Genomic DNA, 12,535 nt, shown 5'->3' on the forward strand with positions numbered 1-12,535 from the left:
CTAGCGGCGCGCGACCGGTGCAGGCCAACGCCTGTCGTGACAGCCGGGGCGATTCGGTATCCTTGCGCCTTCGGTTCGGCGTCGGCCGACCGTGGCCAGCGGCACCGGCCGGCCTGTATGTCGGCGCGAGCCGCGTACCGCCGGCCCCGCCCGAGCCGACGACCGCAAGCCGTCACATCGCGCCACGCGCCTCATTCCTCCCCAGAACGCCGCGAACACCATGGCCCAGGACATCCACGCCGAAAAGATCCTCATCCTCGACTTCGGCAGCCAGTACACCCAGCTCATCGCCCGCCGCGTGCGCGAGGCGAATGTCTATTGCGAGATCTACGCCTGGGACGTGGCCGATCACCACGTGCGCGACTTCGATCCCGACGGCGTCATCCTCTCCGGCGGGCCGGAATCGGTGACGGCGGAAGAGGGCCCGCGCGCACCCAAGACTGTGTTCGATCTGGGCGTGCCGGTGCTGGGCATCTGCTACGGCATGCAGACGATGGCCGCCCAGCTCGGGGGCGAAGTGGAAACCTCCGAGGTCAAGGAATTCGGTTACGCCCGCGTGCGTGCCCGCGGCCACTCGAAGCTGTTCACCGATATCCAGGACCACGTCAACGAACAAGGCCACGGCCTGCTCGACGTGTGGATGAGCCACGGCGACCGCGTGAAATCGCTGCCCGAGGGTTTCAAGGCCATCGCCACCACCGACAGCGCGCCGCTGGCCGGTATGGCCGATGAGGACCGCGGCTACTACGGCATCCAGTTCCACCCGGAAGTCACCCATACGCCGCAGGGCAAGCGCATCCTGTCGCGGTTCGTGCACGAGATCTGCGGCTGCGGCGGCCTCTGGACCAGCGAACACATCATCGAGGATCTGGTCGCGCGTATCCGCGAACAGGTGGGCGACCAGCGCGTGCTGCTCGGCCTGTCCGGTGGAGTGGACAGCTCCGTTACGGCCGCGCTCATTCACGAAGCGGTCGGCGACAATCTCATCTGCGTGTTCGTCGACAACGGCCTGCTGCGGCTCCACGAGGGCGACGAAGTCATGGCCACCTTTGCCGACCATAAGGGCCTGAACGTCATCCGCGCGGACGCGGAAGACCAATTCATGGATGCCCTCAAAGGCGAGGCGGACCCGGAGAAAAAACGCAAGATCATCGGCAACACCTTCATCGACGTCTTCGACGCCCACGCCGCCGAACTTACGAATATCGACTGGCTCGCCCAGGGCACCATCTACCCGGACGTCATCGAATCGGCGGGCTCGGCCACCGGCAAGGCGCATGTCATCAAGAGCCACCACAACGTCGGCGGCCTGCCGGCAGACATGAAGCTCGGCCTCGTCGAACCGCTACGCGAACTGTTCAAGGACGAAGTCCGCGAACTCGGCCTGGCGCTGGGCCTGCCGCGCGACATGCTCATGCGCCACCCGTTCCCCGGCCCGGGCCTGGGCGTGCGCATCCTCGGCGAGGTGAAAAAAGAGTACGCCGACAAACTCCGCAAAGCCGACGCTATCTTCATCCACGAACTGCGCGAATCCGGCTGGTACGACAAGGTCAGCCAGGCATTCGCCGTCTACCTGCCGGTTTCCAGCGTCGGCGTCACCGGCGACGGTCGCCGCTACGAACATGTTGTCGCTCTCCGTGCCGTCGAAACCATCGACTTCATGACCGCCCGCTGGGCGCATCTGCCGTACGAGCTGCTCGAACACGTGTCGTCACGGATCGTGAACGAGGTGAGCGGGATTTCGCGGGTGGTGTATGACGTGACCGGGAAGCCGCCAGGGACTATTGAGTGGGAGTAATACGATCGTAGTTGTCAATTGACAACTTTGGTTGTGGGGCCGATATTTGGCCCGCGGTATGGCGTGAGACTTCAAGCATCCGCATAAAGCGATAGAGCAGGCTGTCGCGAACGCAGAAGCGCGGCTAGCGCATCGAGAAAAGTCGCGGCCATGCTTGGGGTCGGCTGTTCTGCCCGCATAACGATGCCGATTGCCGATTGCCGATTGCCGCTGCGGCGAGTTCTGTATCGCGAGTGTCTGGAGCACGCCGAGAAATCCCGAAGCACATGCGCGCCAGATACGTCGTGTCGTCGATAAATGCACGGGCGGAGCGGGCGAGTCCGACTCACTAAGTGGAGGCGGCCATGGAATACATCTTCACGCTCAAATATCGTCTGCACGATCACGCCAGTGATCACGAGGCGCTTATCGACCGGCTGTTCGAGGCCGGTTGCGACGATGCCTTGCCGGGCATCGGCCAATCCGGACGGCTGGCATTGGAATTCGCGCGCGAGGCCGACAGTGCGACCGACGCGCTCGAAAGCGCCATCGCCGACGTGCGCAAAGCGGTCGATAACGCCCAACTGGTCGAAGCGTTGCCCGACTATGCGGGCCTGACCGATATCGCCGAGCATGTCGGCATGTCCCGCCAGAACCTACGCAAGATTGCCACCAAGAACGGCTCGACGTTCCCGGCCGCGATCCACGAAGGCAACCCATCGCTTTGGCATTTGTCGGATGCATTGTCGTGGTTTGTCGAGCATGGCTACGCCGTGGACGCCGCCACGCTCGAAATCAGCGCCGCGGCGCGTGAACTTAATACCGTGATTCAGGCGCGTCGCCTGTCGGTCGACCGCTCGCGTAAGCTGGAAGCCTTGATGGCGTAAGTGTTGCGGAAGCAAAAGTCTTGCGCAGTGGTGCGCTTGATTTGTGATGCAAACAGCTAGGCTGGGCGTTGTTACTTTGATGCAGCATTGCTGTGTCCGGTGCCTGTATGCTGACCACGTCTTTAGGGCTTTCCGAAGAATTCGGAGTCTTGAACCGCCCAGCCGCAGAAAAGCAAGCAAAATCATGCTGAAATCCGCTCAAAAAACCGTTATGGCTGCAGAGCAGAAAATCGCGTTGCTGGCCGATGCCGAGGCCGCGTACGAGCACATGTGCCAAAGCGGAGAAGGCTACGAGGCCTCGGATGTCCACCGCTATATCCACGCGCGTGTGCGTGGCGAATCAGCCGAGCGGCCGCAGCCGAAACGCTGGCGTGAATGATCCGTGCCCCCGGGCTTTGCCGATCTGAAGCGTATGCCCGAATTGCCGCTTCGGACCGCGGTTGCCCGTCCGCTTAATAGAGGAGCGTTCGCTCAGAATGCTAAATACCGTACAGTTCATTTGAATAAGACGTATCGGAATTGCGATGGCTGTAGAAACATCAAAGCTTACCATTCGCTTGCCGGTTGAGGACGTGGTCTTCGTCAAACGTTATGCGAAAGCCAATGGACTGAGCGTGACCGAAGTCATCGACCGCTATCTTCGGCGTATTCGTTTGCTGGATAGCAAAGCCCCACCGGCTGCCTTGGATGAAATCACGGGCCTGCTATCGGCAGATATGGATGCCGATGCAGAGATGCGCGAGCGTCGATCAATCAAGTACGACAAGTGATCCTGGGAACCGCGTCTGACCCCTTTTCTTTACGCATTAAAGAGCGGGTTGATTTAACTGCCATTGGAAGCGGGCTAGCTTAATCTAAGCCCACATGAACAGAGTCCATTAGTCATTTGTTAGTTCATGCGCGGCGTTGCGCACTTCAGGAAGAGGGTCGAAGGCTGCAATGTCGAGCCAGGCTTGTGTTGGCTGTCTACCTTCTTCTTTTCTTTCGATCACGGTTGCGAGGCGAACACATTCGGCGCGGATTAATGGTATCGAAACGGCTCGATCTGGCTCGATCTCCGTATCTCCGTCGGGCGGGCCGTATTCCGTCGCCGCACGTAACTCTTCGAGGACTTCGGTAATTTGATCGAGCTGCGCGCCACCGCAGTAGTCCGCCTCAATCAAGCGACGAGAGAAATAGATTAGGTGTGTCAGCACGCTTATACGACCGCGCTCCAACGCCCGCAACGCGTGATCGCGCAACGCGTCGGGTAGCGGCGACACAATATCCTGTTCGGCCAGTCGAAGCCAGCGATCAAGCGCACCGACAGCAGCATGCGAAATACGGCGGTCGTGAACTGAAAGCGATCCATAGAAAACGAATTCGATCCGGCGGTCGATGCTTTGGCTCAGCCCGTAGAACATGGGTAGCGCAGCAAGGCTTTCGGACAGTTTCGTTTCTTCTAGGAAGGTCAATGTAGCTTCGGCCCGATCAATTGTACGATCACATTTCGCGAGTGCGGGTGCGGCTACGATGCCGAGTACAGAGGCCATTGCCCGTTCTTCTCGCTCTCGTTCTGGCCCAATGAATGCGTTGCTGACTGGGTCAGGATCTGGTTCCTTCGGGCGCCAAGCTATGACGTTAGAAAACAAGCGGGCCGCATCCGCTTCGCTAGGCTGTAAATACGGCGTTCTCCCCGAAGCCGCCGCCACTAAAGCCATTGGCTCTGGTGCTTCGCCCTGCGCGAATAGGTGTGAATAAACGCGGGCGCGCGCGTTTATTTCTGGCGGTTCTGGTGTTATTAAAAAGGCGTGCGGGAAAAGTTCTAAAGCCATGGGCAGCGCGTTGTCGTCTGGCGAGACATTCTTCCAGAGTGCGTTTGCAAACGACTTGGTTTGGTAGTTAGTCAACTGGCCTTTTTCGTGCAGGTAAAGCAGGCGAATGGCAGCTTCGGGCCTCGAAGCAGTCTCACTGGTCAACTGCTCAAGAAAATCGGCAACCCGACTGTCAAAGGCGGCTTCGTTCACGCTTCTGAGAACAAAGCGATAACTATCCGCTGCAGGATCGTACCAATCTCTGGGTGTGCCAAGTATTTCGCGCTCTGCGGCGACGGGAAAGCGGAGAAGTTCAGGTGAAAGCTCACCACGCTTGTCATAAGGTACGGCGTCAAAGGAGCGCTTTAACAGATGGCCGATCGGCTCGTTCAGCCACCAGTGATTCATCGAATCGTCGCGTGCTAGGTCTACCGCTAAGCGCGCGTGCTCTTTAGCGCTCGCTGCGTCATCTCGCGCCGTAAGCCGGGATAGGGCTTCGATGTAAAGACGTAGAGTGTTAACATCATTACCTAGGTCTGCTCTCCTACGAACACGGTCACGCCAGAAAGCGATCGCTTTTTTGATCCTGGCTCGGAGGGAGGTGACTACGTCTAAACTTAGGCGGGCTACTGGAATGCGACCGAGGTGGATATCGATCGGTTCTTTGGAGTAACCCGGTTTTGTCGAAAGAAAGGCGCTATACCAAGCTGCAGTCGGCTCGAACTCCAGGCGAAGTGCGTCGGCTAGGCGGGTGCCAAGTAGATTGACGTATGGTGATCGAATCGGAAGACCGGCTCGCTCGGCGAGATAACGCAACTCGCTAAGCGGTGTGATATCCGTGGAGTTACCAATAGTTATCTTATGCCGGTTGTCGCGGTAGGTGCCGGCTTCAAAGCCAGGCTCTATCTGCTTTGCCTCTAAATTCTTGCGAAGTTCGTTACTGATTTTCGTGTCCAAAGAACGCAACTCGTCCCAAGGGTCGTAGTTTCGCAATTGTAGCCGGTCGACACCGTCCAGTTCGGCGAGTAAAACATCGTCATCCTGCCAAACCAGAGCGCGCGCCAACATCGTCGCCCAAGCTAGGCGAGAGCGGAGCGCCACACTGTCCGGATCACGTAGAACTCGACTCCGCAACGCTCGGCCGGCCGTACCGACCGCACGAGCAGCTTCATCAGATCTACCGATCCAATATAGCAGCGCCGCTCGGCGCAGGGCCCAAACAGGATCGTCGCCATCGATTTTACTTGCGTTCTCCGCTACGAATGTGAAGTTGAGTTGGTCACGCGCGAACAGACATCGTTCATGGGCAACTAGCGCGGGCAAATCGTTGGGCGCCGCGACTGCTTCCAGGCGCGTAGCGCTGTCCATGAATGCTTTTTCGTCATCGGCTGCACGTTTAGAACTTAGCAGCACCCGAGCTAGTGAGCGCACCAATGCCGGTTCGGTTTCGGCTAACGACTCAGCCGTAGCAATGCCATCTAAACGATAAATGAGGTATTGCGGTAGTGGCTGTCCTCCTTGATCGTATCGCCAGGCTAGTTCCAAAAGCGCGTCCCGGCGGTCTTTCTCGGACAAAGTATCGAGAGCGAGCTGGAGATTGTCGACGTTGCTGGTGCCCTGCCTGATCCAAAGGCGTTTTTCTCTGGGACAAATGACCCATCCCGGGTAGGCTCGACGATCTTGGCGCCAAATCTCGAGCGCTTCCCGAAGCGCTTCGACGACTTTTTCGTGGTCTTTAAAGTCACGGGACCAATTCTCGTGATCGTTTTTATTAATAGTTGGATAATTCAGCTGCGACGCTGCCGTCCAATCGTTAGGCTCCTGAGGTCTGGCGGCTTTTAAATGTTCCAGAAATAATGATATTGCGACCGCATGACGCCGGTCGGTTCGCTCATGTGTCACCGCTGAAGCCATATCAATAGGGGCAATCCCCCGCGCCTCTAGAAGGCGTCGTTTTATGGGCGGCAGGTCAAGAGCACCCACAAGGTAAATGCGCCGAGCCCGTCCAGCTAGCCGGTCACGTACCCAACCCGCCCACTGCAGAAAGTTCGGATCGTCGCCTGAGAATCCGAGTAGGCAAAGCTCATTCTCGATGAACACTTGCCTGGCGGTGTTGACGAAGGCCGCTTGGCGCTGCGGGTAAGCGCGGTAGTCCTCCTCTGAGATTACAACGTCGGCGCCATCCTGTAGAGAGCCGTGCAACTTAACTATGCGCGGCCCTCTTGCATGGGCAAGGTCGCTCTCTTTGAGAACGTGATCGTAGCCCCGCCGCGAGTCTTTCGATGCACGTTCCAGCAGCGTGTCATAGTTCGTAGTTAGTACATCAGTCCAAGGGAGAGCGAGGAGTTCGTGATGGATCGTGCCGGGCTCGAAGGCTTCGTCGCGGATGCGGCGACGGAGGAAATCTGTCAACGCGGCGTCGCCGAGGCCAGCGCGGAACTCTTCGGCCACGCGCAACGGGTCGTTTGGCGCGTTCGAGGCATGCGCACCGTAGAGTTCTTGCGCCATGTCAACTGCCAAGTGGGACCACAACGGCGGAGGTGACGCGTCGTCTGCGAGAAGTTGTGCCCCGCTTCGACTCACGCCCGCGCCTACAAGAACAGCTGCACCGTGCAATGCTCCACGTGACCACAGTGCCCGAGTGAGTTGTTCCAAAGCGGCCCTATCCGGCAGATCAATCAAGTGGTCTGCGTGAAGGCCGGGCGCGTTCTGATTGGTCATAGCAGCGCGAGTACTTAGGTTAAGGCTTCCATTTTGGGCACGATTCCCTAATGAATCTCAAACTTGATTAGGCCCGAAATTTCGCCGGGTCAAGGCAAAAGGGTCAGACCCATTCCCCTGGTCGCCAGAAGCAGCGATCGTTGCCCGCGTCGAAGCCGCGCATGCGGTCTTGGCAGCGGCAAACCCAACGGACAGCGAAGGGTTTCAGCTTCGCAGGCGCGCCAAGCTCACCGAAGGCGGCGCGCCGAACGTGCGGCGAAAATCGTGGTTGAAGTGGGGCTGGTCTGAAAAACCCGCGGTGTAAGCGGCCGCGGTAAAATTGGAACCCGACACGATCCGGTCGATCGCAACCCGCATCCGCGCCCAGGCCCGATAGCGGCGAAAGGGCACACCGACCTGTCGGCTGAAAAGATGCTGAAAACGGGAACCGGATAGGCCCGCCTCTGCTGCGAGCCGGGCCAGGCCGATCGGCTGACCCTCGTCGGACACCAGCGCCGATACGCTGGCGGCAATCCGTGGATCCATGCGCGCGCCCGCACGGGGTCTGGCGAAACGCAGCACGTCGTCCAGCAGCAGCCCCGCCGAAGCCATGGGAATACGGCCTTCCCAGAGTTCGCGGACTATCGCGTATTCGCCGGCGCTGCTGGTCAATACACCGTCGACTTCACTGGCGTGTCGCATCAATGGGAACAACGCCTGAACGCCCGCGACCGACGGCTCGATATACACGCCCGCGATCGGGTTGCCGTGCACACGTAGCTCGTGCACTACGCCCGCCGGTATCACCGCCGTACGGCAGGACTGCCATATACCGCCCTCGACGCGCAGCTCGAAACGGTCGTGGATACCGGCCAGAAAAATCGGCGCGCCGTGCTGGTGGATGCGGTTGTGCCATAGCGGCGCGATAAAGAGCATCCGCCCCGCATCCAGATACCACAGCGCCGTGGCCGTCATGTGTCAGCCGTCAGCACGTTCGTACAAGCCACCGGATATGTTCATCCGCCAATCTCCCACCCATGCGGTCGTGCCAGGCGATGCGCGTCATCGGCGATCCGGCCCACAGAGGCCGGGCGGCCGAGCCACTGACGAAGATAGCAGCTGCCGCGAATCTTGCCTTTTCGCAACGGAGATAGCCGATGTTCAACCAAAGCACGGATCCCACGCGCCGACGTATCCTGGGCGCGGGCGCCGCCTTTCTCGCGTTGCCGTCGATCGCTCGGCAGGGCGTACGCCCCGCTTACGCGGTGGCCCCATCGCTCGGCTCGACAAGACCTACCCATTACCGATTTCAACTCGGTGATTTCGAGGTGACCACACTCCTCGATGCGGGCGCGATGCTCGACGGCCCCTGGCCCGTGGTGGGCGAGGATCAGCCGCCCGAAACGGTACGGCAGCTGATGCACGACAACTTGTTGCCCGAGACGCGGTTCCGACCCGGCTTCACGCCAGCGCTGGTGAACACCGGCAAGGAATTGATCCTGTTCGACACCGGCAATGGCGCCCACGGTTTCGTGCCGCCCCCCGATGGCGGCTGGCTGGCAGGCATGCTCGGCCCCGCCGGTTACCGCCCGGAGCAGATCGATGTCGTGGTGCTCACACATGGTCATATCGATCATATCGGCGGCATGCTTCACGACGGCCGGGCCGTATTCCCGAACGCGCGCTATGTGATGGGCGCCAAGGAGTTCGCGTTCTGGGCCGCGACCGAGGACCGGCTGCGTGCGCCCGAGGGTGATATCGAGCACATGTCCGGGCGCCTGTTCGCCAGCCATGTGGTGCCCTTCGCCGAGCGGATGCGCCTGATCGAGCCCGGCGGCGAAGTCGCCTCCGGTATCCATGCCATCGAAGCCTATGGCCACACGCCGGGGCATCTGGCGTTCCATATCGAAAGCCGAGGCCAGCGACTCGTGCTCTGGGGCGACTGTGCCCATCACGAGGTGGCCTCATTGGCCCGGCCCGGCTGGCACGCACTATTCGACCGCGACAAGGCTCAAGGCGCGCGTACTCGCGAGCGTATCTATGCCATGGCGGCCCGGGAACGCATACCGGTCATCGGCTATCACACCTCGTTTCCATCCGTGGGTTTCGTAGACGCGCAGCCCGGCGGCTACCGCTGGATACCGGTCACCTACCAGCTCGACGTAGCGTCGACCGGCGCCAAAGCAGACGCCGATCGGCCCGCGTGAGCCCGGCCTTGGAAAACCCGGCGTCTATTTGACGCGTGATGCATCTGCGCATGAGGACAAAGTCTTGCAGAGTGCTTCAACAGCGGTGCATTGGACGTCTAACTCTATCGGGGAGGCCTCTTTTCCCGGACGCCAATAAGAAGGACGAGTCACGGATCGTGTCGTCGATGTGGCGCGATTATCCGCCTGCGATAACCGCGACGCGTGACCCGGCGCGTCGCCGCCTGTGATAGCCCGCCGTGGCATGCGATAGGGCCGCGCGATTAAACTGTCGCGGGCTTCGCACCCGCCATGCATCCCACCGGCTCGATTGCTATGCACCTGTTACTTTTCGCGCTGGAACTGGCGGGTACTTTCGTTTTCGCGCTTAGTGGCGCGATGGCGGCGGTCCAGAAGCGGCTCGATATTTTCGGACTCGCGGTGCTCGCCTTCGCGACTGGCACGGTGGGCGGGATCACACGTGATCTGCTCATCGGTGCCACGCCGCCGCTGGCGATCGCGGACGTGCGCTACGGGCTGACGACCATGGCGGCGGCACTCGTGGTGTTCTTCGGCCATCGTCTGGTCGATCGCATCAGCCGGCCGGTGGCGATCTTCGATGCCGCCGGGCTGTCGCTGTTCGCCGTCGGCGGCTCGATACGCGCGCTGGAGTTCGGGATCTCGCCGGTGATGGCCGCCGTGATGGGCATGATCACGGGGATCGGCGGCGGCATCATGCGCGACGTGCTCATCGACCGCCTGCCCATGGTGCTCGCGCCGACGGAGCTCTATGCGACCGCGGCGCTTCTTGGATCCACGATCACGGTCACGGGCATGACGCTCGACTGGCCGTTCGTGCCGACCGTGATCGGTGCGGCTGGCCTGTGTTTCTTTGTCCGCTACATGGCGATGCGTCGCGGCTGGCATCTGCCGGTGCCGCGTGTGGGGGAGTAAAGCGTGACCAGAGGGCCGGACGAGGAGAATGAAAATCTTTAGGGGCCGATCACGATCGGATCCTGCACGGTGCCTTCGAATAATAGCGGCCGAACATCACGCTCGACCGCTATCGTTTTAGCCGTATGCGCCGTCTCTACGGGCATCCGTTGTGTAGACGCTGGAGGACCGGCGTGGGGCAGGGCATGGTCTATCCGGTGACAGCCCCGCGCGATGACGGTTGCTCACGGTATTGGCTGGCACTTTCGCCTGCGACCGGCTATGAAGATGCCCCCGAGCCATCCTCGCTGTCACTGGATTGCGCTGCATCGGGCTGATCGGCTTCGGCGGCCTGCCCGTCGGCATCGTTCCGCGTCACCCGCCAGACGGCGTTGGTCAGGTCGTCGGCAACGAGCACCGAGCCGTCGGGCGCGACGGTGACGCCGACCGGGCGGCCGCGGGTCTTGTCGTCGCCGTCGAGAAAGCCCGTCACGAAATCCACGGGGTCGCCGGCCGGCTCACCGTTCTCGAAGGGGATGAACACGACCTTATAGCCGACCGGGTCGCCACGATTCCAGCTGCCGTGTTCGCCTACGAACACGCCGTTGGCGAATTCGCCGCCGACCTGTTGGTTGGAGAAAGCGATGCCGAGTGGGGCGTGATGCGAGCCCAGGCTGTAGTCCGGCGCGATCGCGGATTCGACTTTCTTCGGGTTCTCCGGCTTCACCCGCGGGTCGACGTGCTGGCCCCAGTAGCTGTACGGCCAGCCATAGAAGGCGCCCTCCTGCACGCGGGTGAGGTAGTCGGGCACGAGGTTGGGGCCGAGTTCGTCGCGTTCGTTGACCACCGCCCAGAGTTGGTCGGTGTCCGGCTGAAAGGTCAACGCCGTGGGGTTGCGCAGGCCGGTGGCGTAGGCGCGGTGGGCGCCGGTTTCGGCGTCGATCTCCCAGATTTCGGCACGATCGACTTCGGCTTCCATGCCGCGTTCGGTGATATTACTGTTGGAGCCGATGCCCACATACAGATACTCGCCGTCCGGACTCGCGGTCAACGCCTTGGTCCAGTGGTGGTTGATCCGCGCGGGCAGCGGCGTGACCACGTCCGGCGGACCGCTGGCCTTGCGTTGGCCCGCTTCGTAGTCGAAACGAACCAGCGCGTCTTGGTTGGCGACGTAGAGATCGTTGTCGACCAGCGCCAGGCCGTAGGGTGCGTTGAGGTCGTCGGCGAAGACCGTCCGGTCTTCGTAGGTGCCGTCGCCATCACCGTCGCGCAGCAGGGTGAGTCGGTCGCCGCTTTCGACCGACGTCGTGCCCTTCGATTTGATGATGCCGGCGATGAAGTCCTTCGGCCGTTTCTTCGGCGCCTTGCCGCCGCCCTTGCCCTCGGCGACCAGAATGTCGCCGTTGGGCAGCACGAGCGTGTGACGCGGCACTTTCAGATCGTTCGCGATCGCGGTGATCGTGTAGCCGTCGGGCACGGTCGGTTTGGCGTCGTCCCAGGGCGCCGGTTCGGGGATCGTCATGTTGGGCAACAGCCCGCGCTGCGGTTCGGGCAGGTTCGGGTTGGGGCCGAACTGTTGTTCCGAATCCGCCGCGTGGGCCGTGCCGGCCGTCAGCAGAATCGACAGGGCGGTGGCGTAGAGAATGCCTTGCGTTTTCATGACCGGCCTCCAGTGCCGAGACGGGAAAAGCCGAGCAGGGTGGCCACACAGGCCAGTACGGCAACGATGATCGAGAGCACGAAACCCGTGGGCATCGCCGCCCAGGCGTCGCGGGCATGAATCAGCGCGTTGATGAAGCCCAGGATCCAAGTGGCAAGCAGCAGCAGAAAGTAGGCGAGATACGGGCCGCGGCGCTCGGCCCGAAACAGGCCGACGAGCGCGCATACCAGGGCGAAACCGTTGAACACGAGCGCGCCGGCAATCATCCAGGATGCGAAGGTGCTCCACTGGATGTGATACGACGCCGTATAGGCATAGTCGCTCACGGCGGCGCCGAGAAACAGCGGGAAGACGCCGGAGAGCAGTAGTGCATGAAGCGGATGGATCCCGCCTGCATGCGTTCGTTGGGCAGTGGTCAAGACAAGCTCCTTTGGTCGGGCAGAACACGGGGCCCGCGGGGCGGCCGGGTGTTTCGGCAACGCAATCGTTGGCGTGCAGTGTAGTGCGCTCGGAAGGGCGTCACTAAAGTATTTATACGCACCGTATAAACCCGGTCGATGCCCGGTGCCACGCGGATTCAACGCCGTGGCGGTAGCGAT

The 12,535-nt window shown here is 61.2% G+C and carries 10 protein-coding genes and 1 pseudogene; 7 read left to right on the plus strand and 4 right to left on the minus strand.

The window, feature by feature from the left end:
• Positions 1–220: 220 nt before the first annotated feature.
• From guaA to SAOR_RS04810, 5 genes and pseudogenes are all read left to right on the plus strand, one after another.
• Complete coding sequence (guaA, locus tag SAOR_RS04790; RefSeq protein WP_123630439.1) at positions 221–1,798, plus strand: glutamine-hydrolyzing GMP synthase; 1,578 nt, start codon at positions 221–223, stop codon at positions 1,796–1,798.
• 91 nt (positions 1,799–1,889) lie between these two features.
• Positions 1,890–2,192, plus strand: a pseudogene (locus tag SAOR_RS17275) (hypothetical protein).
• Positions 2,143–2,664 (plus strand): DNA-binding protein, encoded by a 522-nt coding sequence (locus tag SAOR_RS04800; protein ID WP_123630440.1) that lies wholly within the window; start codon positions 2,143–2,145, stop codon positions 2,662–2,664. The pseudogene SAOR_RS17275 and the gene SAOR_RS04800 overlap by 50 nt, the downstream one beginning before the upstream one ends.
• 184 nt (positions 2,665–2,848) lie before the next feature.
• Positions 2,849–3,043 (plus strand): hypothetical protein, encoded by a 195-nt coding sequence (locus tag SAOR_RS04805; protein ID WP_123630441.1) that lies wholly within the window; start codon positions 2,849–2,851, stop codon positions 3,041–3,043.
• A gap of 145 nt (positions 3,044–3,188) precedes the next feature.
• Positions 3,189–3,434: a DUF6364 family protein gene (locus SAOR_RS04810; RefSeq protein ID WP_123630442.1), complete on the plus strand. Its 246-nt coding sequence runs from the start codon at positions 3,189–3,191 to the stop codon at positions 3,432–3,434.
• A gap of 108 nt (positions 3,435–3,542) precedes the next feature.
• On the opposite strand, the gene SAOR_RS04815 is transcribed toward SAOR_RS04810, so the two are convergent.
• Positions 3,543–6,965: an SIR2 family NAD-dependent protein deacylase gene (locus SAOR_RS04815; protein WP_185015554.1), complete on the minus strand. Its 3,423-nt coding sequence runs from the start codon at positions 6,963–6,965 to the stop codon at positions 3,543–3,545.
• Between the two features lie 417 nt (positions 6,966–7,382).
• The gene (locus SAOR_RS04820) at positions 7,383–8,132 is read right to left on the minus strand and encodes a helix-turn-helix transcriptional regulator (protein WP_185015555.1); all 750 of its coding nucleotides are present in this window, start codon (positions 8,130–8,132) and stop codon (positions 7,383–7,385) included.
• 182 nt (positions 8,133–8,314) lie between these two features.
• On the opposite strand from SAOR_RS04820, the gene SAOR_RS04825 reads away from it, so the two are divergent.
• Together SAOR_RS04825 and SAOR_RS04830 are read left to right on the plus strand one after the other, a co-directional pair.
• On the plus strand, positions 8,315–9,364 hold the full coding sequence (locus tag SAOR_RS04825; RefSeq protein WP_123630444.1) for an MBL fold metallo-hydrolase: 1,050 nt from the start codon (positions 8,315–8,317) through the stop codon (positions 9,362–9,364).
• Between the two features lie 315 nt (positions 9,365–9,679).
• Entirely contained in the window at positions 9,680–10,297 is a 618-nt protein-coding gene (locus tag SAOR_RS04830) for a trimeric intracellular cation channel family protein (RefSeq protein ID WP_123630445.1), read from the plus strand.
• 259 nt (positions 10,298–10,556) lie between these two features.
• Here SAOR_RS04830 and SAOR_RS04835 read toward each other — a convergent pair whose 3' ends face one another.
• Positions 10,557–11,936, minus strand: a complete 1,380-nt coding sequence (locus SAOR_RS04835; protein ID WP_123630446.1) for a PQQ-dependent sugar dehydrogenase — start codon at positions 11,934–11,936, stop codon at positions 10,557–10,559.
• A complete protein-coding gene (locus SAOR_RS04840; protein ID WP_123630447.1) occupies positions 11,933–12,355 on the minus strand; it encodes a DUF2231 domain-containing protein in 423 nt (140 codons plus the stop codon). Before SAOR_RS04840 ends, SAOR_RS04835 begins: the two co-directional genes overlap by 4 nt.
• Between the last annotated feature and the right edge of the window lie 180 nt (positions 12,356–12,535).

The sequence above is a fragment of the Salinisphaera orenii subsp. orenii MK-B5 genome (assembly GCF_003788635.1).
GTDB lineage: Bacteria > Pseudomonadota > Gammaproteobacteria > Nevskiales > Salinisphaeraceae > Salinisphaera > Salinisphaera orenii.

Excerpts from the sequence above, each read along its gene's own strand:
- SAOR_RS04825 (WP_123630444.1), top strand. The coding sequence starts at position 8,315 with ATGTTCAACCAAAGCACGGATCCCACGCGCCGACGTATCCTGGGCGCG.
- SAOR_RS04805 (WP_123630441.1), top strand. The coding sequence starts at position 2,849 with ATGCTGAAATCCGCTCAAAAAACCGTTATGGCTGCAGAGCAGAAAATC.
- SAOR_RS04830 (WP_123630445.1), top strand. The coding sequence starts at position 9,680 with ATGCACCTGTTACTTTTCGCGCTGGAACTGGCGGGTACTTTCGTTTTC.
- guaA (WP_123630439.1), top strand. The coding sequence starts at position 221 with ATGGCCCAGGACATCCACGCCGAAAAGATCCTCATCCTCGACTTCGGC.
- SAOR_RS04800 (WP_123630440.1), top strand. The coding sequence starts at position 2,143 with ATGGAATACATCTTCACGCTCAAATATCGTCTGCACGATCACGCCAGT.
- SAOR_RS04810 (WP_123630442.1), top strand. The coding sequence starts at position 3,189 with ATGGCTGTAGAAACATCAAAGCTTACCATTCGCTTGCCGGTTGAGGAC.
- SAOR_RS04835 (WP_123630446.1), bottom strand. The coding sequence starts at position 11,936 with ATGAAAACGCAAGGCATTCTCTACGCCACCGCCCTGTCGATTCTGCTG.
- SAOR_RS04815 (WP_185015554.1), bottom strand. The coding sequence starts at position 6,965 with ATGGCGCAAGAACTCTACGGTGCGCATGCCTCGAACGCGCCAAACGAC.
- SAOR_RS04820 (WP_185015555.1), bottom strand. The coding sequence starts at position 8,132 with ATGACGGCCACGGCGCTGTGGTATCTGGATGCGGGGCGGATGCTCTTT.